This window comes from Paenibacillus sp. UMB4589-SE434 (genome assembly GCF_030226685.1).
Taxonomy (GTDB): Bacteria; Bacillota; Bacilli; order Paenibacillales; family Paenibacillaceae; genus Paenibacillus_B.
In genome coordinates, this window is sequence record NZ_JASOYK010000001.1 from 1,499,667 (window position 1) to 1,526,135 (window position 26,469).

At 42.9% G+C, this 26,469-nt stretch carries 20 protein-coding genes; 3 read left to right on the plus strand and 17 right to left on the minus strand.

Going from position 1 to position 26,469, the window contains the following annotated elements; all coding sequences use genetic code 11:
* Positions 1-5: 5 nt before the first annotated feature.
* The 3 genes from QP775_RS06030 to QP775_RS06040 form a co-directional block, all read right to left on the minus strand.
* Complete coding sequence (locus QP775_RS06030) at positions 6-524, minus strand: methyltransferase (RefSeq protein ID WP_239327981.1); 519 nt, start codon at positions 522-524, stop codon at positions 6-8.
* A gap of 238 nt (positions 525-762) precedes the next feature.
* The gene (locus QP775_RS06035; protein ID WP_239327982.1) at positions 763-972 is read right to left on the minus strand and encodes a DUF896 domain-containing protein; all 210 of its coding nucleotides are present in this window, start codon (positions 970-972) and stop codon (positions 763-765) included.
* Between the two features lie 125 nt (positions 973-1,097).
* Entirely contained in the window at positions 1,098-1,475 is a 378-nt protein-coding gene (locus QP775_RS06040) for a LysM peptidoglycan-binding domain-containing protein (protein ID WP_285104449.1), read from the minus strand.
* 193 nt (positions 1,476-1,668) lie between these two features.
* Between QP775_RS06040 and lexA the strand changes: the two genes are divergently transcribed.
* Complete coding sequence (gene lexA / locus QP775_RS06045) at positions 1,669-2,298, plus strand: transcriptional repressor LexA (protein WP_239327984.1); 630 nt, start codon at positions 1,669-1,671, stop codon at positions 2,296-2,298.
* Between the two features lie 179 nt (positions 2,299-2,477).
* Here lexA and QP775_RS06050 read toward each other — a convergent pair whose 3' ends face one another.
* The 4 genes from QP775_RS06050 to QP775_RS06065 form a co-directional block, all read right to left on the minus strand.
* Positions 2,478-3,230 (minus strand): YhcN/YlaJ family sporulation lipoprotein, encoded by a 753-nt coding sequence (locus QP775_RS06050; RefSeq protein ID WP_285104451.1) that lies wholly within the window; start codon positions 3,228-3,230, stop codon positions 2,478-2,480.
* 311 nt (positions 3,231-3,541) lie between these two features.
* Positions 3,542-4,846: an MFS transporter gene (locus QP775_RS06055; RefSeq protein WP_285104453.1), complete on the minus strand. Its 1,305-nt coding sequence runs from the start codon at positions 4,844-4,846 to the stop codon at positions 3,542-3,544.
* Positions 4,847-4,883: 37 nt separating this feature from the next.
* Positions 4,884-7,586, minus strand: a complete 2,703-nt coding sequence (gene lanKC / locus QP775_RS06060) for a class III lanthionine synthetase LanKC (RefSeq protein ID WP_285104456.1) — start codon at positions 7,584-7,586, stop codon at positions 4,884-4,886.
* Positions 7,587-8,706: 1,120 nt separating this feature from the next.
* The gene (locus QP775_RS06065) at positions 8,707-9,585 is read right to left on the minus strand and encodes a LysR family transcriptional regulator (protein WP_285105732.1); all 879 of its coding nucleotides are present in this window, start codon (positions 9,583-9,585) and stop codon (positions 8,707-8,709) included.
* A gap of 111 nt (positions 9,586-9,696) precedes the next feature.
* On the opposite strand from QP775_RS06065, the gene QP775_RS06070 reads away from it, so the two are divergent.
* Positions 9,697-10,977 (plus strand): adenylosuccinate synthase, encoded by a 1,281-nt coding sequence (locus QP775_RS06070; RefSeq protein WP_239327988.1) that lies wholly within the window; start codon positions 9,697-9,699, stop codon positions 10,975-10,977.
* A gap of 114 nt (positions 10,978-11,091) precedes the next feature.
* Here the strand turns inward: QP775_RS06070 and QP775_RS06075 are convergent, their stop codons facing one another.
* The 5 genes from QP775_RS06075 to QP775_RS06095 form a co-directional block, all read right to left on the minus strand.
* Positions 11,092-12,081 carry an inorganic phosphate transporter gene (locus QP775_RS06075; protein WP_239327989.1) on the minus strand — a complete coding sequence of 330 codons (990 nt, stop codon included), beginning with the start codon at positions 12,079-12,081 and terminating at the stop codon, positions 11,092-11,094.
* A 259-nt stretch (positions 12,082-12,340) separates the two neighbouring features.
* Entirely contained in the window at positions 12,341-12,784 is a 444-nt protein-coding gene (locus QP775_RS06080) for a MarR family winged helix-turn-helix transcriptional regulator (protein WP_239327990.1), read from the minus strand.
* 296 nt (positions 12,785-13,080) lie between these two features.
* Positions 13,081-14,370, minus strand: coding sequence for an alpha-L-fucosidase (locus tag QP775_RS06085; RefSeq protein ID WP_285104459.1), 1,290 nt, complete (start codon positions 14,368-14,370; stop codon positions 13,081-13,083).
* A 312-nt stretch (positions 14,371-14,682) separates the two neighbouring features.
* Entirely contained in the window at positions 14,683-15,519 is an 837-nt protein-coding gene (locus QP775_RS06090) for a YitT family protein (protein ID WP_239327992.1), read from the minus strand.
* 308 nt (positions 15,520-15,827) lie between these two features.
* Positions 15,828-18,488, minus strand: coding sequence for a phosphoenolpyruvate synthase (locus QP775_RS06095; protein ID WP_285104461.1), 2,661 nt, complete (start codon positions 18,486-18,488; stop codon positions 15,828-15,830).
* A 212-nt stretch (positions 18,489-18,700) separates the two neighbouring features.
* On the opposite strand from QP775_RS06095, the gene QP775_RS06100 reads away from it, so the two are divergent.
* Positions 18,701-19,333 (plus strand): TetR/AcrR family transcriptional regulator, encoded by a 633-nt coding sequence (locus QP775_RS06100; RefSeq protein ID WP_239327994.1) that lies wholly within the window; start codon positions 18,701-18,703, stop codon positions 19,331-19,333.
* A 145-nt stretch (positions 19,334-19,478) separates the two neighbouring features.
* Here the strand turns inward: QP775_RS06100 and brnQ are convergent, their stop codons facing one another.
* The 5 genes from brnQ to QP775_RS06125 form a co-directional block, all read right to left on the minus strand.
* A complete protein-coding gene (brnQ, locus tag QP775_RS06105) occupies positions 19,479-20,810 on the minus strand; it encodes a branched-chain amino acid transport system II carrier protein (RefSeq protein ID WP_285104463.1) in 1,332 nt (443 codons plus the stop codon).
* Positions 20,811-21,007: 197 nt separating this feature from the next.
* The gene (gene nrdF, locus QP775_RS06110; RefSeq protein WP_239327996.1) at positions 21,008-22,003 is read right to left on the minus strand and encodes a class 1b ribonucleoside-diphosphate reductase subunit beta; all 996 of its coding nucleotides are present in this window, start codon (positions 22,001-22,003) and stop codon (positions 21,008-21,010) included.
* A gap of 13 nt (positions 22,004-22,016) precedes the next feature.
* Positions 22,017-24,071 carry a class 1b ribonucleoside-diphosphate reductase subunit alpha gene (nrdE, locus tag QP775_RS06115; RefSeq protein WP_285105734.1) on the minus strand — a complete coding sequence of 685 codons (2,055 nt, stop codon included), beginning with the start codon at positions 24,069-24,071 and terminating at the stop codon, positions 22,017-22,019.
* A gap of 10 nt (positions 24,072-24,081) precedes the next feature.
* The gene (nrdI, locus tag QP775_RS06120) at positions 24,082-24,453 is read right to left on the minus strand and encodes a class Ib ribonucleoside-diphosphate reductase assembly flavoprotein NrdI (RefSeq protein ID WP_239327997.1); all 372 of its coding nucleotides are present in this window, start codon (positions 24,451-24,453) and stop codon (positions 24,082-24,084) included.
* Between the two features lie 436 nt (positions 24,454-24,889).
* Positions 24,890-26,458 (minus strand): diguanylate cyclase domain-containing protein, encoded by a 1,569-nt coding sequence (locus tag QP775_RS06125; protein ID WP_285104466.1) that lies wholly within the window; start codon positions 26,456-26,458, stop codon positions 24,890-24,892.
* Between the last annotated feature and the right edge of the window lie 11 nt (positions 26,459-26,469).

Consider the following 26,469-nt stretch of genomic DNA (forward strand, 5'->3'; position numbering starts at 1 on the left):
TCCACTTACTTCGACAGTTGCTCAAGCTCAATCTGATGTTGATTTGCAAACTTAGTTAAACGCGCACCCATTAGCTCTGTATCGTAACGATTCATCACGCGAGAGAATACCCAATTAGTACCGCGCTTTGATTGCTGAACAACAACATATCCAGGTTGAATCGTAATCTTCTTGATATCCTTAGCGTACAATACACGTACTCGATTCCATTTAGTAGTCATAATGTTGTCTCGACCAACCTTCAGGAACGGCCGCTTTGCAAACAACACCAAGCCAAGTCCGATATACGCAATTACAGTCACCCAATACATCAATGTAGATTGTTCCTTGCTCCAAAACATACTTCCGATGACAGCATACATCAGTGCTAAAATAATGAGAACAGATGGCAGAATAAAGTTTCTCCCCCTATACTCGTCATATTGCTCTTGCCCAGCTTGAATAACCGGTTTGCCGTCCTTCTGCAGCTTCTTGTTCAATACTGAACTATTCTTGCGTACTTTACGTTCCCAACTGCGTGACATTACAATAACTACCTCCTAGATATAGGTGTAAACGGCTATATACATCAAGCAAAGATCGAAAAAAAATTCACATAGCATGATAGATTGCGACCGTTTGCTGGAATAGTACAGCACTTGTTCATTATAAACAGATGATCGCCTAACTCTTATCACGTTCATGCCACTGCCAATCTTGCTCGAAAATGTGCAAGAAGCGAACCACTATAGTAGTGTTCGCATCTCACATGATCTATTTAATTTAGTGAACCGTACCTGAAGACGGACCTTGTTGCTCTTCGTCTTCCGCCCACCGAATAGTGTCCAAATTATTACGTACTTGCTTCCTGAATAAGGCTAAATACTGTTCACGCAACTGGGCACGTTCTGCTACTTCCTCTTGAGTCAGACCAACCGTCTTATGCTTGCGTGCCAGCTCATTAATACGCGCTATCATCATATCGATGTTCATATTCTACCTCCATGTTGTACTGGCGTTAACCTTTACTTTGACATGGTGGAAGATCGTTGTCAAGCTTGATGGTATGACAGCCTATAACAATAACAGCTCGAGTATGAACGTAAGCTCTAGCTTCTCTATGGTGAAGAAAAAAGAGGAACCTCGATCACATCACCTGCTTGTATTAGCCCGCCATTCAAGTCGTTGTTCTTCATAATGATATAAACGTAATCTCGGATGTCCATGTCAGCGGACAGATGTTCCTTTGCAATGGCCCACAGTGTATCTCCCGGTTGGATGATAACACGGATAGAAGTCTTGGCAGGTATCCCCCTCTCACTATCATTATCATTAGAGGAAATAGCTTGAACAATGGTACCAAATGCAATAAACAGTCCAATAATTACGGTTATCGCCAAAGTAAATCTCTTGATACGCAACTTGCGAGCTGACTTTCCGTTATATGTAGGTCTAGTTGATTGAGTGTAAATTGAACGATATGTAGTATACATCATGGTAATTCCCCTCCAAACGTGCGTTCTCTTATTTAAGCAAAAATTTAGCACGAACACACGTTTGAGTCAACACTTTTCTTAGAACATTCGTTCCCTTTTTTTAGTTATCGCTATCCCTTAGAACTTATGTTTGTACGAACGGAGGTTCTGTGATATAATCTTTGCAAAAGTGTACTCATTGGAGTTGATTCTATTGTCGAAAATTTCAAGCCGTCAACAAGCGATTCTTGAATTTATACGTACTGAAGTTCGATTGAAAGGCTATCCCCCTTCTGTCCGAGAGATTGGTGAAGCAGTAGGCTTAGCTTCCAGTTCCACTGTTCACGGGCATTTAGATCGTCTAGAGAAGAAGGGCTTTATTCGGCGTGACCCAACCAAGCCTAGAGCGATAGAACTGTTAAGCCATGATCAATCTGAGCGCGGCAGCGAGTTCAGTCACACTGTTGTACGTGTGCCGATCGTTGGTAAAGTAACCGCTGGCGAGCCAATCACAGCAACAGAGAATATTGAAGATTATTTCCCATTGCCGTTCCATATGGCAGGCGACGATGATAACGTCTTTATGTTGTCGGTTCATGGGGAAAGTATGATTGAAGCCGGCATACATAATGGAGACTTCGTTATCGTTCGTCAGCAGCAGACTGCGAATAATGGCGATATTGTGGTTGCTATGACAGAAGAGAACGAAGCTACGGTGAAGACATTTTATAAAGAGAAAGATCATATCCGTCTTCAACCAGAGAACTCGGCCATGGAGCCCATTCGTTTGACGCATGTCACTATTCTTGGCAAAGTTGTTGGCTTGTTCCGCGACTTTCATTAATAATAAGCACTTGCCTATCATGCATTCAGGTTCAAGTTAGCAGACACTTCCTTTTTAAGCTTCTTGCTTAATACGAAGTGTCTTTTTTTACGTGCTGCACATCAAAAAAGCTCACCTCATACAACTGGAGGACGAGCTTCTCGTTATTTATGGCACAGAGCACAGTCTAACAGTTCAAGCTACTGATTTCTAGGCAGCATGCGGGTACGTTTATCATCAAGCCTATCCAGCGGGAATACATAATTCGCTAAATTTTGAAATTCTACATTCAGGCCGCTTAATTGGTGACCTTGTTTGACGTACTGCGTGTACTGATTTAAACGTTCGATCAAGCTTGAATCAGTAGAAACGAACACTTCTTGACAGTTCGGTTCCATTTGTTTTACTTCTTTTTTAATCTGGGAGATCAATTGATTACTTAATATTTGGGATTGCATCCCGGTATTGGACGTTCGTGCATGATAAGAACCCATACGTTCAGTATCCATATAATCCGTCTTCATGCGGCTGTTACGACTGCCTTGTTTATTAGTTATGGATGCCCTTAATTTCAAGGCAACGCCAACGTAAGCATTTCGATCCGTTACCAGTACTTTTGCGGACTGAATCTCATGTATGCCTTCTAATCGTTTAGCAATCTTATCGTTCATAACCATCTTTTTAAAAGAATGTTTGGAGCCATTGTTAGTGGTGACATAATTTCGATCTATCGGATTAGCCGTTTGTGTATGATTAACGTTATAAGTATAGTACCGTCGTTCCAACTGTTTAGCGCTGATATTGGATGATTTGTTTGATTTGGGATGAATTGCTGTCTGTGTCTGTGGATGTGACGTTTTTGCTTCCATATTATTATTTGAACCACAACCTGTCATTCCAATCACAAGCACGCTGCTGGCTATGACACTCCATACAACAACCCTCATATTCATAAATGCGCACTCCTATCTGACTAAAATTCAATTCGACTTGTTGTAGCATGCGCATTTAACATCATCTTATACGGTGGTGCAGCAATCACCACAACACTAATTTCTAGTTCATTTACATTATGCAGCAACTCAACACCTTGCTGGCATGTACTGATGGTACAAAAATCACACTGCTTTACATTTGATGACGTTGGAGTGCTGACAAGACAAGCAAAAGAGCCGCAAACGATTGCTACGACTCTTTTCTGAGATCACCCTATTGGAACACTGAATGTACTTATCAGGAGGAAGAAACTAAGCGCTTTAGGAAATCACCGTGATGACGTGATACCCGTTTGCGCAACCAGATCCTTCTTTGTGTGCGACTCATAAATGGTGTGCAGGCGAAGCGTCCTTATTTCCTTTTTAACTCCTATAAAGGAAGCACAGCACAAAAACCAAATCCCCCCTACAATATAGAGTGGTGCTGCGCCAAAGAAATCTGCTGCATATCCCCCTATTAAACTGCTTATAGGGATAGCAATCACCGCAAGACTGGATGAGATTCCCCAAGCTCTACCTCGATATTCTTGGGAGATCACTAATTGGATCGCTGTTCCCATCGCAATATTAGTCATCGTCATGCCAAGCATACGAATGGTAAACAGTAACAATGTAAGCGGAAGCCAGGAAGACATCGCAATACCTAGTACAGACAAGCCAACAATACATAAACCTATGATCATGACACGTCCAGCACCAATTTTTCGTTCCAGAGAGCCAGCGAATAACCCGGCCAGAATTGCTCCAACAACGGCAGCTGCCTCAATGCTGCCCAATGCCGCTGCTCCAGCATGAAGCTGTTGATCAACCAATCCTGGCAGCAGAGGCCCCATAAATGAAGCTACATTAATGAGCATGCCTAACATAATAATCGTTTTTAATACAGGGATTTTGGTTACTTCCTGCCAACCATTCCTCATCTCGCGCAAGAAGGAAGACTTTTTAACTGGATCTTTATCCGACTTTGTGTTTACCGGCAATTGGAGGGGGAGAATAAATAGTGCCGCCGCCAGAAAAGAGCATGCATTAACTATAATCGCTGATAGTACTCCGTAAAAGGAAATGAAAATACCTGCAACACTACTACCTACGATATAAAATACACGAGATAAGATGGAATAAGTGCCAGTAGCGTCTGCGAGCAATTGAGGTCCTACCACATCAGGTATAACTGAACTTTGTGCAGGCGTCATAAATGTCGTGATACCATTGAGGAGAAATACAAAACAAAGTGTTACAATGACGGGAGGATTATCCCACTTCCAGACAACAACAGCCAGTAATCCAATAATTGAACTTGCCAAAATATTTGTTGTTACCATAATCAATTTACGATTGTAACGATCAGCTACAGTACCTGCTACAAATCCCATCAACAGACGATTGACATGCCAGACGACTTGTACAAGTGAAGATTGAAGCATGGATTGACTATGCGAATAGACAGCCCAAACAATCGCAATGTTAAAAAATATATCTCCAACTAAGGAAATAATCCCGCCGCTCCACAGCATCATCAACGTACGATTCCTGAACAACTGCGAATAAGTAGATAGATTAAATGAAGGCTTCATACGATCATCACTCTTCCTTGGTACTCTATATGATGCATTACACCATAACGCTGGAATCCTTACATAGATGAGTTTTGCTGTCAGGCTCCAAGAGATAATCAAGTGTAAAGTTAAAATTGCTCAATTTCTGCTCACTGTGTGCCAGACGATGCAAAAATAATGCCACGCCTGCTGAGCCGGTTGCATAATCTGTTGATACTTTCATTAGTTGTTCACCTGGGAACGTAATGCCGTTAGGTCGCTCCAATCGGTACAGCATCACACCACTTGCAGCTCGATGCGCTGCTTCAAGATAGTACTCATCATTTGTAAATTGGTACATATCTATAAGCAAGTTGCCTAGGCCAGACAGCCCTTTGAATAAGCAAGGGAAATTGGTGTACTTTTTGCACGTATCTTTCGCAAGCCTTGTTAAAACATGATAGTATGGGGACTTTGCAGTATGTGCCCAGTATCGAACCAGTACACTGGCCACGCCTGCTGAACCGTCCTGCCAATAATGCGATAACACATGGTCTGGGGCATCCACCTTGCCGCGTGGAACACTTAAATGACCTTCCTCGATTTCCCCTAAATGTCCAAGCTCAAATGCAAGCGCTTGTTCACCTGCCTTCAAATAGCTGGAGTCATTCGTCGCAATGCTCAAGTACAACAAATACAACGCGACACCGCTTGATCCATTCGCGAGACCGTACCAAGCTTCACCTTCAGCATCCAGCCAATAACTCCCCTCCTGTGCATCCTGCTTGGAAGCAAGAATATAATCACCTACCCGTATAGCTTGCTGCAACCAATGATCGTCTTTTGTTGCATGGTAAAAGTGTAAACAAGCCATGCCATATCCTGAAGCTCCTGTAAATAAATTCGCTGATTGCCATAACATTGGGTGCTCCTGAATGTTGTGCATCAGACGTTCGGCCGGTTCTCGCAAACCTGCATCTAACAGTACCCATGCTATTCCAGAGGTTCCTGTAAATAGCCCTGGCGGAATATGTTCGATTGACATCGTACGTGCCAACATCCAAGACAACACCGGCTTAGGCACTTCGCCCGTAATAATGCGTAGCGAATGGGCAACCCCGGCTGCACCATGCGCAATACTAAGCGGATTCAGTTGGAATAGTATGGGATCTCCTGGAAATAGACGGTCCGTCCGATAATAATCTGCGTTATGCATGACGTATCTGACCATGCCATCGATTGTGTCTAGTAATTGTTCCTCCGTTATTCGTACGAGTGGTTGCTCCGGAACGATTTCAATTTGCAAGTTCTCCAAGCATTCCACGATGTTCTGAGCGGTTGGACGCGTTGAAGGATCAGGATGTATACAAGACCGTATTAAATGCTGCATACCCGTCGGCATACCCAGATCCATCGCAAACGCTTCTAAAAATGTATCTTTTTTTGAGGGATCAAGTTCATAAATACTATTTACAGGCAGCAGCAGCGCCAGCATAATGGCTCCTAATGAATAGATATCATCCTCGAACCTTGGTGCCTGGTTCACATCTCGCGTAGAATAGCCAGGCGTAAAAATTGAACTGTAGCGATCCGTTCCATTACGAAAACCTGATTCCATGTCAATGAGCGTTACGCAGCCTTCTTCTACATCACGCAGTATAACATTAGTGATAGATAGGTCACAGCAAACCAGATTGTGATCATGGCATTTCGCAACACAAAGAGCGAGTGACATCCATATCTTTTTTAAGTTGCATAAATAATGGTGTTTCATTTCGTCACTTGGGTCCCCATACATAAGCGGTGTGTGTGTCACAAAGAAGCGGTTAAGTGGTATGCCAGCAATGAACTCTTCCACCAGAAAGGTATGCTCCCAATCCTGGAACAGATCAAGGGGTTGTGGTGCCACTTTTGCTTCAGAGAGGAGCCTCAAAATATCATATTCTTTTCGGAGACGGTATACAGCATCGTGTCCTTGTTCGTCCACTTGTGTGTATGGTCTCGCTTCCTTCACAATGACTTCCTGATTGGTCGTCATATCTGTCGCGATGTACACACCTCCATGCATGGAGAAGCTTAATGCACTATCAATACGGTAACGTCCATCTTTTAGATAAGGGGAATCACTGCTGTCTTCATTGTCGGGGAAAGGATCATCCACCCATGGCGGTGGAGTGAAATACGGCATGCGCATATCGGGGTGGTAATCTCCCTCTGGTGACACTAAGTAGTGCCGTCGGTCCCCCATCGGCGTTAATAACGAGAATCCATCAAACCCTCCGTACCGATAATAGACCGTACTGGAATCTTTGTACCTGCGGTCCGTTAATATGTAAGGTCCTTTGTATAGTTGCAAGGCTTGTCTCAACTGTTCGATGATTGAGGTAAATATATCTTCATTTTTGGGGTATATAGTAATAAACTTTCCTCCGGCCTCACGTCGCCACATCTTTCCCCCTGACAATCGAGCTAATCTTGTATCTCGTAAAAATTTAAAAGGTATGCCCTCTGCAAACAACATATCTGCAACTACCTGCAGTACTTCACAGCAATGTTGGGGAATTGAAGAGATATGGATTTTCCATCCCTGACGCGGCTGCTTATATCCGAATGGTGTTACATAGCACCATACATTAGATTGGCGGGTCACCCATTCTGACGGCAGCATGGGGTGAATGACCGCCATAAGTTCATGCGTTGGGATGTATCTATCAAAAGATTCATAATATTCACTTTTAATTACTCGGTTTAATTGATACCTCAGAAATTCCTGCTTCATAGGATCAACATGCCTCCTTTATTCCAAATACACACGACTACAATTAAGTAGAAGGACAGTGTGAATCACACTGTCCTTCGCTCATCCATTTACAATTAGCAGCTTTGAGAATCACAAGAAGAAATGCTGATTGCCTCTTGATCCAAGTCAGACCACTTGCTTGCCGTTTGCAGCTTTTGAAGATTGAGAATTCTACCCATCTGGATAACCTCCCTTCAAATATAAATGGATAATTATTTCATATATGTATTTTCTTGTTTGTAATGCTATAATATACATCTTTTTTTCAAATGTCAAGTAGATTTAGAATATTAATTTCAAACAAATTTTCTCTATTTTGACGACCAGAAATCATGTAAATAGACATGGTTATACTTCTCCGACAAAGGAATAATTGTTATTACCATTCCAAGGGTTTAATTTGTAAGCGTATTCAATTAAAATGTAGACATAATGAAATAAACCTACTCAAATCCAGTAAAAATCTGAGGCGCTATAATAGCTAAAAAAGTATGGCCTATTCAGAAAACAAAGGGCAATTGCTGAACATTTTCTAATATAAGATTAGGAGAGGTTACTACTGTTAATGAATGTAGAGTTCATTCAACATAAACAGAAGTTATGCATCATTGAATATAATGTAGTCTGGAGGTATGAGAAGTGAGTAATGAAGGAGAGCACATAGAAAGACGATATTGAGAAAGGAGATCATGTGGATTCAATTCAAATGGAGATCATTATTCCAAAATTCAAGTTAATGGATGAATACGATTGGAGTAAGCAGCTCACAGCCAAGCAGTTGGGAAGGATGTCCTACATTCGAATGGTGTGTAATGCACGGAGGAAAGTCTGGGTGACCTCATTAAGGAGACGAGCGCGATGAGCGTGGTTCCACCTGACAATCAATAGAATAACAGGTAATGACGTCATCATATTAATATAACTAATATAATATAGATGCTAAGCTAAATCGTCAATAGCTGAATTGTATTCAATCCAGCTACCTACTCGACCACTACAATAGATATATGCAGTTAATAGTAATTCCTGTCCGCATACATAAGATCACACTTCTAAATAAAGTTATCATTTACTTACTACTATCATGATGTATCACCCCCTAAGGTAGCAGTTCTAAGAACCGGGCAGAAGCAGCAGAAAGCGGTACTCCACGCAGTGTCGCAATACCTATTTGACGCTCAGGTATAGGAGGAACTAGAGGAATCTCAACTAAATCTCCAGAAAAAAGTTCGTTCTCCACGTAGTTACGTATCACAAAAGCGAGTCCAAAGCCGCTGCGCGCAAACTGTACAAGCAAATCGATGCTGCCCAATTCGAATTCAGGTTGAAGGGTTACACCAAGTTTGGAAGCATACGCATCAATAAAATGCCTGGTACTGCCTCCTGATTCCAGCATCAATAGTGGATAATTATGAATATGTTGAAGCGGCAAAGCTACACCTTGGTTGTCTGCGTAACGTCTGCCCCCCACAAGACAATCTTGCAATATGGAGCTTGTACGGAAATCCACTTTATGGTCTTCCACCGGCAAATTAACGATGCCAAAATCGATTTTCCCTTCTTTCAACAGCGAAAGTGTCTCCGGCGTTGTACGGTTAGTGACTCGAATCCGAATGTCGGGGTACTGCTCATGATACTGCTCCAAATACGGCAGTAAATAATGTTTGCATAACGTATCACTTGCTCCGATATTTATTTCTCCTGTTTGGAGCTTGTGCATCTCACCAATTTTTTTCTCGCCAGCCGCCATAAAGCTGAACGCTTGCTCTACATATTTGAACAACACCTCCCCTTCAGTTGTTAACTTCACTCCCCTAGATGTGCGAACAAACAATTGCCCTCCAAGCTTCATCTCCAATTGCTTCAAGGTGTGACTTACCGCAGGCTGCGAAATGTGCAGCCGCTCGGCTGCTCTCGTTAAGCTGCTCGTGCAAGCGGTCCAATAAAAGACACGATACCATTCCATATTAATTTCCATCACTCATTATCACTCCTTATGACAGATATAACTAATATCAATTTTATTTATGAATATGACTTCATTATAATAAGGGATGTAGCATAATCACAAGCTCGGGAGGCGGAGAAATTGACAGTTACAGCAATAGTGGGTGCAAACTGGGGCGATGAAGGCAAAGGAAAGATGACGGATGTTCTTGCTACAGCGTCAAGTTATGTCGTACGTTATCAAGGCGGCAGTAATGCGGGACATACCATCATTAACGACTTTGGAAAGTTCTCATTGCATATGTTGCCATCGGGTGTATTTTACTCCAATGTGACCAATATAATTGGCCCAGGCACAGCGCTAGACGTTAATGTATTGCTGCAAGAGCGAGCAGCATTAATAACAAGAGGCGTGCCAGAACCAAAACTTGTTATATCTGATCGTGCGCAGATTGTCCTGCCTGTGCATCGCCTGTTTGATGAACTGGAGGAGCTGCGTCTAGGTGCTCAGGGTTTTGGTTCAACCAAGCGAGGCATCGCTCCATTCTACGCAGATAAATATGCCAAGCTGGGCATCCAGGTTGCTGATTTATATGATAAAGTGCGACTTCGCAGCCGTCTTGAACAATCACTAGCATCTAAAAATGTATTGTTGGAGCATTTATATCAGCACAAGCCTGTACAACTTGAGCAGATGCTGACGGAGCTTCTAGAGCAAGCAGAGCTGCTGAAGCCATTTGTTGGCGATACGACTGCTATGCTGCATGAAGCTTATGCCAATGGTGAAGATATCTTACTGGAAGGACAGCTTGGTGCACTTCGCGATCCTGATCACGGGATCTATCCTTACTCGACCTCTTCCTCAACGCTTGCGGGATTCGCTCCTGTAGGAGCAGGACTTCCTCCCTATGCGATAACAAGGGTCATGGCCGTTGTCAAAGCATATTCGAGCTGCGTCGGTGCCGGACCTTTTGTTACCGAATTGCATGGAGCTGAGGCAGAACAATTACGGCGACTTGGTGGCGATGCGGGCGAATACGGTGCAACTACAGGCAGACCGCGCCGTGTCGGTTGGTTGGATACAGTCGCGACTCGTTATGGATGCAAGCTTCAAGGTGCAACCGAAGTTGCGTTAACGAATCTGGATGTACTTGGTTATCTGGATGAAATTCCGGTGTGTATCGGCTACAAGCTGAGCGATACAAGCGTAATCAGTCATTTTCCTGCAACAGCCCAACTGGAAGCTGCAACTCCTGTCCTGCAACATCTACCAGGTTGGAAATGTAATATATCACATGTGAGATCATTTGCAGATCTTCCAGTGGAAGCCCAACAGTACGTCCATTTTGTAGAGGCTGCAATTGGAGTAAAAGTTGCAACCATATCAGTTGGCCCACGGAGAGAACAAATTATTACCTGCTAAAATCAATAACACAAATGATAAATCACATTCAATCATAAATGTTAACGAAGCATATCCTCATTAAAAAAGGGTTGAATGAATCGCCACAACTGGCGAGCCATTCGACCCTTTCTCTTAGAACAATATCTTATATAATATGCCAGCTAGCAAGGCAGTTATCGGAATCGTAATAAACCATGTAACAACGATTCGTCCAGCAAGTGACCATTTGACTGAAGAGAAACGCTTGGCAGAGCCGACACCAAGAATAGCAGAAGTGATAACATGTGTCGTACTGACCGGCAGATGGAGCATCGTTGCCGTAAAGATTACACTGGCTCCAGTAATATCGGCTGCAAATCCATTAATCGGTTCGATCTTGAATATTTTGGAGCCCATCGTCTTAATGATCTTCCAACCGCCAACGGATGAACCTAATGCAATTGCTGTGGCGGCAGACAACTTCACCCAAAGCGGCACAGCCAATGTATCCTGCGTGCCTGCTGAGACGAGGGCAAACGTAATAATGCCCATCGCTTTCTGCGCATCATTTGTGCCATGCGTAAAGGCTTGAAGTGCAGCCGTAAAAATTTGCATGGTACGAAATCCTCTATTGACGGAATGCGGATTACGGCTGGCAAATATCCATTTGAGCAGCTTCATAATGATGTACCCAATTGCAAACCCAATCAGCGGTGAGAAGATGAGCGCCTTTACAATATCGATAAAACCATTCCACTTTACCATGCTAGAGCCAGCTCCAACAAAAACTGCCCCTGTCAGCGCCCCAATTAAGGCGTGAGACGAGGAAGAGGGAATGCCAAACCACCAGGTCACCAAATTCCATATTATCGCGGCAATAAGTGTGGCGATAACAATCTGAATACCATTATCCAACTCGGCGGGGTTAGCAACGCTTCCCCCTATCGTTTCAGCTACCCCTGTGAATAAGATAGCACCGATAAAATTCATTACAGCGGCAAGGATAATCGCAGCCTTAGGTGTTAACGCCCGTGTTGAAACGGAAGTGGCGATCGCATTAGCTGTATCGTGAAATCCATTTATAAAGTCAAAAGAAAGTGCCAGTACAATAACTAATCCCAATATCCAGAAGTTAATATCCATGTCCGAGCCCCTAATTCATATGTAGAATGTATGTAATATTCAGACATGCAACTTACGTCTTCATCTTATTCATTCTCTTTTTGCAGCTCATATATTCGCCTATCTTGTCCATATACTCAGCTCCCTCATGCTGTTGATCCTGAAAATCCTTACCTAATTATATCACTTTGTGAAACGAAGCACTAAAGTGATCGATAACCCTTACAAAACCGTGCCAAAGCTTTACTACACACGGCTTTTTTAAGCATACCTGCATGGGTTATAGATTGTTTAACCGCCAATCCTTCATCGTATCCGTATATCGACACAATAGGTCAGCAAACTGCTTGATATCGCCTTCATCCCATTGCTCCAATATTCTTTCTAATCCATATGCACTCTTATCCAAAAACTTCAACAGCTCCTCTTCCCCTGTCAAGGAGATGCTAATCATACTGGATCGCAGATCAGCAGGATCTGACGTCACCGAAATATGACCGGATTGCTTTAAAGCTTGAATACGTCTAGTAATGGAAGAAGGGTTAAAATGAAGCTCGTTGGCAATATCAGACGGTCGTATTCTACCTCGATTCTTGACCATCATCAATATTTCAAACGTAATGCGATCCACTTCAGTTCGCAGCTCCTGCGCTTTCTTGAACTCTTGAACGAGACGAATGGTTCCGAGCGCGAGCTTGCGTAACTCGTCGTGTGAAGATGACATATGAACCCTCCGATAAATTATATAGTTAAATATAATTTATTTGTTTGCTCAAAGCAAATAAATAATTTTACATCTTCTCAACATTAACAAACATATACAATATGCTGCCCACTATCTCCCACAGCCGCTAGTTCAGTACAGCCAGCCGCACGATATCAGCATCATATTTGTGTCGTTTCATTTTAAGGACAAAAATAAAAACAACGGGGACGTTCCCACGTTGTTTTTATGAGTTATCGATATCTCAAAATAGATAATTAAACTACCTGAACCTAGCATTCAAAGGGTTCTTCCCCTTAATTATGGGTAACTACAGCACCAGAACCTCCGTACATATCAAGCTCACCTTCAAGTTCCAATTTAAGCACAGTGACCTGCTCATGCGTATCCTCTGGGGTCATATGAATCCATGTCGTTCCTGGAATGTTAAACCAAGGCACACCACCATGTATATCATGTGTTAGCTCTTTACCTGAATGCAGAACGGTAATTTTATTAATCTTATTAGACAGACCTTTTAAACAAATATTTTCCTTAGGAGCATCATATACGAACAAGTATAAAGATCGTTTGTCCTCCGATACCGTACTGCCGCCAAGGTAGTAACGTGTATGGATACCTTCAGTTGTCCCAAACACAGCTTCCTCATGCGTACGAATCCAGTCACCCAAGCCAAGCAAAATATCTTCCTGCCGCTTATCGATGGTTCCATCTTCCAATGGTCCAATATCAAGCAGCATGTTACCTCCCATGGTGATACAATCACAGAACATACGAATAATCTGATGAAGTGATTTATAATGGTCATCTTTCGGCTGATATCCCCAAGAACTATTAATCGTCGTACAGAACTCCCAAGGCCCTTCTGGCCGAGTTATCGGTATCCCTTGTTCCGGCGTTTTATAATCACCATGTCCTTGCAGACGGGAGTTTATAATAATGTTTGGGTTAAATGATTGCAAATACTGCTTGAACTCCGGCAAATTCCATTGTTCTGCGCTTCTTTCCCAATCACCGTCAAACCAGAGAAGATCCACCTGGCCATAATTCGTTAACAATTCGCGCAGCTGGTTATTATTAAATTCAAGGAACCGCTTCCATTTCTCTTCATCTTGAACACCGTCGATTGGGCTAGAGAATCGATTAACCGAACTCAGATCCTCTGGTACTTTGCCACCTTCAAATACGCTTGGATAATCCGGATGGGACCAGTCAATTAAGGAATAGTACATCCCAAGCCTGATTCCCTTCTTGGTGATGGCATCTGCATACTCTTTTATGAGGTCACGCTGCACAGGCGTCTGCTTCACAACATTAAGATCGCTGTACAACGTATCCCATAACGCTACTCCATCATGATGCTTTGTTGTAAGCACCGCATACTTAGCACCTGACTGCTCGATCAAGTCAGCCCACTTGTCCGCATCGAACTTGCTGGCAGTAAAGCCGCCTAGTTGCTTCATGTACTCCTCGTGGGAAATGCGTCCGTTGTAAAACGACCAGGATTCAGCTATGCCGTCAACTGCATAAATCCCATAATGAATAAAAATGCCAAGCTTGGCTTGTTCGAACCACTTTTGTACCAAGGTCATACTCCTCCTTTGAGTGGGTAGTCCTCCGTATTATCTCACACTTTGTCTTCAAATGGTTTATATATTTATAAATTGTGCATTTGTGCATTTACTACTTTGGTTAGCCCTTAATCCAGACCTGCCCTTTGTCCTTGTTGCAAAACAAGAGGCTATTTCCAACATCTCAATTGGAAATACAGCCTCTTTTTTAGCCCCTATCTTGTTATCAATACAAATATTCACGACCGTATGATCAAATATTCTGCATATTAAGAATATCGCATGTCCATTCATCAACTTCAATATCCAGTGGACCACTGTAATATACTACTTCGTAATATCAATAAAACCCTCACCAAACACATCGCGTACATCGTGGATCGTAATGAAGGCATCCTTGTCGGTTGATCTGACGATCTTCTTTAATGCAGATACTTCCTGCTTGCTGATGACTATATATAAAATTTCTTTTGGATCTTTGGTGTAATAGCCATGCCCTGAATATACGGTAACCCCGCGATCCATCTGTACATTCACTTGCTCAGCTATTTTGTCAGGTTCCGTCGAAATAATCGTCACGGCTTTCTTTGGATTGACCCCTTCAATAATAAAGTCCATCACTTTTGTGCCGACGTACAGCATCGCTATCGTTAACATCAGACTTTCAGCACCAATGATAAAATAAGAAGAGAACGCTACTATCAAATCAAAAAATAAAAGACCGTAACTAATATTCCAATCCAAATATTTGTTTGTAATTCGAGCCAAGATCGTTGTCCCAGCTGTCGTGCCTCCTACTCGAATAATCATGCCAATGCCCACACCTGCAAAGACGCCGCCAAATATAGCGTTGATCATCAGCTCATCTGAAGGAATATGCCAATTTTTCGTCAAATGTAAAAACAAGGAGTTAAAAAGGACAGCTATAATCGTATAAACCGTTGTAGTCTTATCTAAGAATTTATAGCCTACAATCAATAAAATAGCGTTTAGGATGAGATTAACTAGGCCCGGCGACCAGCTAAATAAGTAATAAAGGATAATCGTTATGCCGGTAACTCCACCTTCACCAAATTGATTGGGGATAACAAAAAGATTAACAGCTAATGCAAAAATAAAAGCGCCTGCCATAATGATTAGTATATCTTTAATTGTCTTCTTCATGAAATGCCCACCCTTTATAAGACAGCAAATTTGCGTTATTAATGTTCTCCGTAACAAACACAAATATTAGTCCGTTTTGACACACAATTCATGAATTATATCCAAGCTAAAAACGTTAGTCAATACGGGAAAATACGATATTAGCTATATGCAATCATGAAAATATGCGTATTTCTTCAGATATATACATGTTTGCACCCTTTTTGCCATGTTTTTATATTGTTCTCGCTTAAAATGTATATTTTACACTGGTTTGGAGCACAAAAACGTCGATAAGAGGGTCTACTCCTATCGACGTCCGTATTGTACTACACTTGTTGCTGAGCTTCCTGTAGCACCATTACATGCCCTTGGGTCCCATCCAATCGAATCCAATCGCCATTTTGGATGCGTGTTGTTGCACGTTCAATACCAACAACAGCAGGGATGCCATACTCACGGGCAACGACCGCGCCGTGTGTCATCACACCGCCGATTTCAGTAATAAGTCCCTTCGCCTGCAAAAATAGCGGTGTCCAACCCGGATCTGTATACGGCGCTATTAATATCTCGCCCGCTTTAAGAGCAGCCGTGCTTGGGTCCAATATGATTCTTGCTTTTCCCTCAACGACGCCAGGCGAAACTGGTGTTCCAATTAATGAACCTACTGGCGCATCTCCACTATCCATTCTGCCTTCAATGATTTCACCTTCACTTGTCATAACACGAGGTGGATGCAATCTTCGATAGTGCCTGTAACTCTCTTTGCGAGTCATGATCAGCGACTGAATGTCTTGCTGCATTGAACCCGATATGACCGCCTTCATTTCAGGCAGGGTCAGATAAAAAATATCATCTCTTTGCTGAAGAATACCTTGTGTGATGAAGCTATCGGCAAGATCAAGCAAAGCCCGCTTATAGTGCCAAAAATGACGGACCAGCACGAACTTATGATGCTCTCTTAAACCCATAAAACTGCGATATACCGTAATAAGTCTGGAAATGATACGTTCCTTAAAAAGTCCATCTTCCCTGCTGCGAACTTGTGATAAAATATGTGCAGCCGCCCTGTCAGCCGCAACTTCTCCTTGCTGGAAACGTTCACGGTGCTCCCCTTGTTTAACGCTGTCCATATGTCCTACAATTGATGAGATCAGCATGTATGGACGTTCCGACCAGCGTATTCTCGCGATGTCGATCTCACCAGGACAGCGCGGTCCATATCGTACGAGCCACCGCTCGAAGGCTGCCTTAAATTCCGTTCCCCCGTCAACAGCCGCTAGACCTTCCATAAATCCAGGTTCTGGAGCATGTCTTAAATAGTCAGCCAGTTCTGGGTATGCCCGGGCAATATCAGCCAAATCACCTAATTCAAGTCCCATTTCACCTGTGACATTATAAGGCAAGGATTTATTAAGTGTAATTAACTCTCCACTATCAAATTCCCACCATTTTGCAAGCAGTTCAAGCAGCTGCTGTGCGACGACCGCTGCCATCATATAATGAAAGTCTTTACTCATAAAATTTTGGAATACAAACTCGCAATTTTGCTGAATATACGTTATTTTGTTGGCTCCCTGACTTGCTTGTAATTGCTGACGGCACAGTTCCAAGCTATCCTGCGCATTCCCTTCCACCTCTGCATATGCAACTTTTCCGTCTCCATCAAATAAATCCTTTAATACCTGTGTAGCAAGGATGGGAATCAGCTCTGCCATTTGATCTTGATGTAGTGACGGCGCTTCTTGTGCAGGTATACGATCCATAAGTTGTTTAGCTGCGTTACCGATCAAAGCATCCATCTTCCCAAGAATCTGCAGCATTATTTTTCCGCCTAAGCCAGACTGCAGCGTATGTGTCATATCCATAAATAATCTGCCGCCTGCTTCTAGAAATGAATCTACGCGGTTGTCATCCGAAGAGCCTCGTTCCATTGGTACTTTCCACAGCGAAATAGCTGCTGGTGACATCACATCTGTCATCATTTGCAAATGGCCAAACGAGCAAAAAACGCGCAGTCTATCATCCCCCACAATGGGTATTGGGAACAGGGAAGTAATCGGTCGAGCCTGTACGATAAAAAATTGTCCTTCTGACAAGCACCATTCGATGTCTTGCGCCGATCCATAATGGTGTTGAATTTGCTCGCCTAATTGGGCCAGAACTACAATCTGTTCATCTGACAGTGCCTGTACCATTTGCTTGTGATCAGGCACTCTTTCAATGACTGTACCTCCATTGTCACGGGGAAGCACCGTCGTCTGTTTACGCGAGACTTGTTTCTTCACAATTGCACCGTGTCGTACCTGGTACAAGTCAGGTGTCACAAGTCCCGCGACAAGAGCCTCTCCCAACCCAAAACTCGCATCGATTGAAATGGTGCCGCGATGTCCTGTAACGGGATCAGCCGTGAACATAACCCCTGCCACTTCAGGTATGATCATACGCTGGATAATGACAGCTATACGAACTGCACGATGATCAAAGCCATTTCTTATTCGGTACGCAATCGCTCGCTCGGTGAACAATGATGACCAGCACTGTCGTATAGCTTCAAATAGCTGCTGCTCGCCCTTCACATTAAGCAGCGTATCTTGCTGCCCCGCAAAAGAGGCAGTAGGCAGATCCTCAGCCGTCGCACTGGAACGAATGGCATATACGCCATGTTCCCCCATCTGATACCAAGCGTCCAAAATAGCTGTCATCAGGTCACTCGGGATAGATAAACCTAAGATATGCTGCTGCATATCTTGGCTGACGCGTCGAATCGCAGCTGCATCCTGAACCTGTAAGCGGTCAAGCTCAGTGTAGAAACAAGACATTCGATCCGATTGCTTGATAACTGAGTCATACGCCGAAGTAGGGACACAAAATCCGGGAGGAACAGAAAACTTTGCTTGTATTAGTTCTCCTAAATTAGAACCTTTTCCACCCACGAATGGCAAATGGGTTCGATTTACTTGCTCCAAATGCAGGATATGAGTCGCCAACAGCTTCAACTCCTTCATAAGATAGGTTTTAATCCCCACTAATGCTAGTTCATGCATGTATTGTTGCTATTCATCCAATTGGATGTTTATAATTCTACCAAGAGTTGTTAGTTGTTCAATGCGCAGGTTTCTCTCTTCTGTTCATTACCGTACAAAGGAAGCCGATTTGTTGATTATTTGTAAATTATTTTCGAACAAGAAGGTGATTAGGAATGCCCAATAAGTCCAACACGGCGGATCGACGGGTCAAAAGAACAAAAAGAAAAATAAGACGCGCACTAATCGAATTGTTAAACGAGAAAGATTTCGGGGCCGTCACGGTGCAGGATATTGCCGAGCGAGCTGATATTAACAGGGGAACCTTTTATTTGCATTATCAAGATAAGTATGACTTATTTGAGCGAATGGGAGATGATATGCTGGAAGAACTATCTAAATCCATCGGCCCAACGGATAATGAGAAGCGGAACACCTCCCACACTTATCCAGAACAGCAGGTAATCCGATTATTTACCCATTTTCATCTTCATCGTGCTTTTTACAAAACGATGTTCAGCCACGATGCAAGAACGTACTTTCACAAGCGTTTTCTGGAAATGCTGTACCAGCAATTCAGCCAAGCCTTTGAGACGTTAAAGCTGATGCCCTGCACTGTAAACGGTATGAACAAAGATATTGTGAGCCACTATGTACTATTTGCCCATCTAGGTGTATTAGTCAGTTGGTTGGAGCAGGATACACCTCATACCCCTGAATATATGGCCAAGCAATTGGAATCAATCTACGATTATGCCTACCCATTTACGCGACCTAGCGATGTACATCTGAATCGTCGAGATCGATAATACTCCGCTTAACAATATCTTGTCTTGTTAATTATCATGCGGCCTGATCATCGTTTTTCATTATTCGATCGCCAAATAAAAGAGCCTTTCAGAATAAATCCCCTGAAAGGCTGCATGCATTGTCGTTCCTTATTTATGAAGTGATTTATTTCCCAGTGGCTTGGGAGTGTTTGCTATTTATTCGTCCCCACACATATCCAATACATGCACCGACTATCGCTGGGATGACCCAGCCTACCCCTTGTTCGTACATCGGAATATGCTTTAAGTACGGTACAGCAAAGTCAATGGATATCTTAGCTGCCTTTAATCCATCAAACAAACTAATCAGTGCTGCTCCTAGCAATGCGCATCCGTACACGGCTGGGATGCCTCTAAACCATTTATGCAGGAAGGATAACAAGATAAGTGTAATCGATACCGGGTAGATAATAAGCAATATCGGCTTAGATATGGATAAGATGGTATCCAGCCCTAGATTTGCGACTATTAATCCTAACAAGCAAATCCCGAATGTAACCCAGCCATAGGATACCCGTGTCTGCAACGATGCAAAATATTGACTGCATGCGGATACAAGCCCAATACATGTCGTCAAACAAGCCAAAGTCACAATTACGGCCAGCAGAATCAAGCCATAGTCACCAAACAATTGCTGCACGACTAGTGTCAGCAGTTGACCGCCGTTATTCGCATATCCTAGTGACACGCTTGTAACGCCCATATAACCTAAAGCCGCATATACTAACGATAGGCCAATACCAGCGATCACACCAGCTTGAATGGTTGCTTTGGTAATCATCTTCTTGTCTTCTACACCCTGATCACGGATCGAATTAATAACGATAATACCAAATGCTAATGCGGCAATGGCATCCAGTGTCAAGTAGCCTTCCATAAAACCTTTTATACCCGGAGAGTCCACGTATTCATTGAGAGCAGGGCCGCTTTCACCAAGCGGAAATAGCATGGCCGCAATAAATAAAGCAGCTATCGAAAGAAGCAGTAAAGGCGTTAAAATACTACCTATCGTTCCAACAAGTTTGGAAGGATTTAAGCTCAGCCAAAATACGAGCGCAAAAAATAAGAACGTGTACAAGAACAGCGGCCAATGGTTAGTAGCCAAGTCTGTACCAAGAAAAGTGCTGAAGCCCATCTCATAAGAAACGTTAGCCACACGAGGGATCCCCATGGATGGTCCAAGCGATACGTATACAACAATCGCAAAAAAGATACCAAACTTCGGACTGACCCGGCTAGCAAGGTACTGCATGTCCCGACCGGTTAACGCGATTGCAATCACAGCCAGCAACGGCAGACCAACACCTGTAAATATAAAACCTGCAATCGCAGGGATAAAATGCTCTCCTGCTTGCTGACCTAAAATGGGTGGGAATATAAGGTTTCCCGCGCCGAAAAACAAAGAAAACAACATTAAGCCGATAAAAAATACATTTTTGTTTGATATGCCCTTCAAGCTGTAACCCCCTAGATGTCTTAACCCAGATGTGCCATCCCCTATTCGTGTAGTCGTATACACCTCGTGAACAATATGGAGATGGATGAGTAACGGTGCAACGGTATGTCATATCGTATATACACCACGTACAACTGCTTGTATCTCTCATTTATAACAAAACAACTGGGTCTTTCAACCCAGTTGTTGTTTATTACTTAGAAGATATCGGATTGCTTAACACGATCATTCAGCACCACAAAGTCCTTGTCCTGTAATGGCTCGACTTTGCCCTTCTGATATCCGCTGCCCTTTGTCGAGAAGAAATCATGTGTGCTCGTTTCTGTACGGATACCGTTAAGAACAACAGGATTCACTTCTTCTTCTGGGAAATGCGGTTCGAAGCCCAAGTTCATCAATGCTTTATTACCGTTGTAGCGGATATACTTCTTAACCTCGTGGGTCAGGCCGATTGCATCGTACAGGTTCTCGGTATACTCCAACTCATTCTCATATAGCTGGATAAGAAGCTCATGTACATAGGTGTACAACGTTTGCTGTTCCTGTTCGCTAAGGCGGCTATAAATTTCTTGCGCCAACAAGCCCACATAGACACCATGAACACTCTCATCGCGAATAATAAGCTTAATAATCTCGCCACTCGCCACCATTTTGCCTTGTCCTGCGAGGAATAAAGGATAGAAGAATCCGGAATAGAACAAGAAGCTCTCCAAAAATACAGAGGCAACCATCGCTTTATACAAGCTGACAGGATCATTGTCCGTAATTCCTTTATAAATATCGTCAATGATTTCTGTTTTATGCTGCAGATGCTTGTTGTCTTTAACCCACTCAAACGTCTCTTCGATCATGTCAGAGCTTGCTACAGTCGTAAAGATCGTGCTGTAGCTCTTCGCATGAATTTCTTCCATTGCAGCTTGAAAGATAAGAATCGCTTTCTTCTGCTTGCCTTCCACATGTTGAGCGATTAGAGGCATTCCCACATTACCTTGCTCCGTATCAAGCAACGTTAAGCCGCCCAATACGTGCATATAGGTCAATTTTTCGTCGTCACTCATCTTGGACCACGCTTTTAAATCTTTGGATATCGGAATTTCCGTATCTAACCAAAATTGAGAAGTGTTCTGCGTCCAGAGCATCTCGATATAGTCAGATTCAGGAGCATTCCAGTTTACAGCTTCAAATTTTCTCATGGATCAACTCTCCTTAGATGACACAACTGACACATTCATCAATCGTCTTTTTTCTCGTACGTGTATAATACAGCGTTTTTAAGCCTTTTTTCTGTGCGTAAATGTAGTATTTCGCCAGATCGCGTGTTGTCAGATCGTCTTTGACAAACAAAACAGTTGAGATAGCCTGATCAATATGAACCTGTACATCAGCTACCAAGTCGATCAAATTAAACATGTCCATGTCATAAGCTTCTTTATAGTAGAAATAGTTCTCTTCGCTTATAAACGGCATTGGATATATAGTTTTGGAGTCACCATATTCGCGTTCTTCAATCTTCTGTGTAATCGGGGCAATAGAAGCCGTTGAAGACTGCAAATAAGAAATTGAACCTGTTGGGGCAATCGCCAAGCGATAAGCATGATACAAGCCATGCTCCATTACCTGCTCTTTCAGACGTATCCAATCTTCCATCGTTGGCATCGCATGCCCTTCAAACAACTGCTGCACACGTTCCGTTTGTGGACGGAAATCCTTTTTCATATAAACATCAAAGTAAGCGCCACTTGCGTACTCACTCTTCTCAAAATCTTTAAACGTCTCATTACGCTCCTTGGCAATTAACATCGAACGTTCAAGGGAATAGAAATTGAGCATCATAAAGAAGGCACGTACGAAGTCTCTAGCTTCCTTCGATTCGTAAGCAATTTTATTTTTGGCCAAATACCCGTGCAAGTTCATGGCGCCCAAGCCAACGGAGTGAAGCTCGCGATTCGCTTTTGCGACTGATGGCACGATGCTGATATTGCTCTTATCCGTCACTTCTGTTAAAGCGTCCATTGAACGGTGAACCGTTTCTTGCATTCGTTTGTTAGCCATAACATTTACGATATTAAGCGAGCCGAGATTACATGATATATCACGGTTTATGACGTCATCTACGCCGTAATCGTTAATGGTTGAAACCTCGCTAAGTTGCGCGATTTCGCTGCAAAGGTTAGAAAATTTCACTCGCCCAAGCTCTTTTAACGCATGGTACTCGTTTGTATTATCTACAAACATGATGTAGGGATAACCGGATTCCATTTGAATCTGGGCGATCTTCAGTATGAGGTCACGTGCAACAATCTTTTTCTTGCGGACGTTCGGATTGTTGACCAGTTCATCGTACATTTCAGAGATGTCCATATCGTCCATATGTACACCATATTCCTGGTATATCGTGTGCGGATAGAACAGATACATATCTTTATCTTTCTCAACCAGCTCAATAAACTTATTTGGTGCGACAACACCAAGCGATAACGTCTTGATTCGAATTTTCTCGTCACTGTTAATCTTCTTCGTGTCCAGGAACTCATGAATATCGGCATGGAACACGTTTAAGTAAACGACGCCGCTGCCGTCACGCTGCCCGAGTTGATTCGCGTAGGAGAACGCATCTTCAAACAACTTCATGACAGGAAGCACGCCACTCGCCTTGCCGTCCAGTCCTTTGATCTGTTCGCTAGAGCCGCGAATCTTACTTAAGTTAAGGCTGACGCCTCCACCAATCTTGCTGAGCTGCAAGGCTGAGTTGATCGCAAAACCGATCGAATTCATAGAATCATCTACTTCCAGAAGGAAGCAGCTTACCAATTCACCTCTGCGCTTCTTACCTGCATTTAAGAACGTTGGTGTTGCAGGCTGGTACTCTTGCGAGATGAGTAAATCTGCATATTCCATCGCTTTCTTCATATCCCCGTTTGCCAAGAACAAGGAGACAACTGCCAGGCGATCTTCATACCGTTCCAGGAACTTCGTATCGTCATTTGTTTTCATCGCATAATTGTTATAGAACTTAAACGCGCTCATAAATGAAGGGAAACGGAATTTTTTTGAATAAATATACTCATACAATTTTTTGACTTCTTTAAACTCATATTTGTTAAACAGATTGTCCTCATAGTACTCGTGCTCGATTAAATAATGAATCTTTTCTTCGAGGTTGTGGAAAAATACTGTATTTTGATTCACGTAATCGACAAAATAACTTTTTGCCGCTTCACGATCCTTATCGAATTGAAAGCTTCCATTTTTCTGAACCATGATCTCATTGTTAAGCTGTATCCACTTTGGTATCAATGTTATGGACCTCCTGTATAAATTGTTCTACGTCTTTTCTTGTGCCGCTAAGCTCAAATTTCATCAGAACAGGTACGGAATAGAGCTCGGCAATATGATCCGCAGCCATTCCATAACGCATCCCCCAGTTCATGTTTCCGCTGGAAACGACACCTCGCAGCAGATGGCTTCGCTGCTTCAAGAAGTCCATCGTTGACTGTGGCGCCTGCCCAAAGCCTGTCGTATAGGTGACAAGGACAAACGGTTCGTTTGTCTCTGCATCTTCGGACACCCGCACACACTGCAAATCAAGCTTGTCCACGAATCGTTTCACGTTACCAGTCTTAGAATCATAGGCAATAAGCACGTGATCCCTCCGTTACTATGTTTGGTGCAACAAACGAAATAAGCTTGTCTCGCAGCAAATGAAAGAAACGACAGCAGTCATGACAGCCCAAATAATGTATCTTTTAACAAACAGATACATATCAAGCCTCGTCCAGCCGTATCTTTTCTCCATTTTGTATACTGCGAAACCATCAAGAGCAGGCAGTTTGACCAAGTTGCAGGGTCAGCTCTGGATTATACCAGAATCCCAGCTCCAGCGTCACATTCCATTTATTTACTCAACATATAGTATGATAACAAATTATTTCTCACTAAATGTAGTGTTACGTTGTAGCATAAACAATTTCTACACAATAATCAAGTTCATTCTTAGGCCGTCTGATGAAGCTAGATAGCCTCTAATCTCTCGCATAATACCCCAAAAACGCGTATCCCGCGTTTTTTGAATATTGCTATCATTTTATAGCGCAAGCAGCACCTGCAGCTTTGACTCTATTTCTACCTTCCGTCTTCGCTTCATATAAAGCCTTATCCGCTAGACGGACGAGATCCGAGGATGCTGCTATGCCTTGCTGACGTCGAGATGCAACCCCAGCGCTAATAGATACCACTCGACCTGCTTTTGACGATTCATGAGGTATCGCAGTCTCCTCTATTTGGCTTCGAACTCGTTCAGCCGTTATACGCGCTTGCTCCAGATCAGAGCCCGGCAGCAAAATGGCAAACTCTTCTCCCCCGTAACGAGCCAGCACATCATCATTAGCAAGAGTACTCTGTAACTCTCTCGCTACTTTCTTCAGGCAATCGTCACCACTCTGATGACCGTAAGTGTCATTGTATTGTTTAAAGCAGTCAATATCAAGCATAATTAGTGATAATTCGACATCGTGCTTTGAGGACTGCTCCCATAATTTTATCATATCCTGATCAAAGCTTCTCCGATTTGGAATATCCGTCAGCCCGTCTATTGTAGAAAGCTTTTGCAGCATTGCATTTGCCTCTCTCATCTTGGCTTCGGCTTCTTTCCGTTCCGTTATATCAGTCGCGACTCCCAAATAACCAGCCGCCTGACCGGAGCTGTCCGTAATAGATGTTACGATTAGGTTAACAGTGATAACATTTCCATCCGATTTCCGATAAGTCCATTCACTTTCATATGAATTCGATGTATGAAGTACATTCAGAAATATTTCACTACCCGATAGTTGATAAGCCGCTGACTCGGATTGACTGCGTGTAAGTTCCGAAATTTCAATGACATGGTCAAACAGCATGCTAGTTGATCTACCGACCATCTGCTGTTCTGTATAGCCGAGAAGGACCTCAGCCCCCTTATTAAATAACGAAATGCGGCCCTTGTGGTCTGTAGCAATGATGGCGACGCCAGTTGCTGATTGAAGAATAGCTTCCAAATGAGAGTGAAGGAGCCGATAACGTTCTTCATTAGCCCTCAGCTCGGTCTCCTGTTTGTTAGTGGACATAAAGTAGCGAACAAGAATAGCTTTAAACAATCCACCTACCATCACGAGCACGCCAAATAGAGGCAGGATGGCATGACCTTCGTCACCCAACAAAATATAAGTACAAGTCGACACCACGATAATACTAAATACAAGACTATAAATCCATTTCCTCCAATAACCTCGAGTGTAAGTGCAAATGAAACCACAGCCGATGCCGACCGTCAACGCACTTGTCATCGCAATAATGGATGAAGAGTTTAATGTGCCAGAAAATATTCCCCTACCGATCACAATGATTAAACTGCTTATGAGAGCAGATGGGATGCCACCAAAAAAAGCTGCGCTAATAATTACAATTTGCCTGAAATCCAAAATGACGGTTGGTGTTGCATTCACGCTGAACAGCATTAACAAAATACCAAACGATCCGTATATCACTCCTACTATCATTTTCGTTTTGATGTCCGAATGAATACCGAAAGGTTTACTCTTGTATATCAAACTAAACAAAAACGATACGGCTAACATAAGTGAGAGATTCGCTACCAAATTAATCATCATCGATGTAGAAT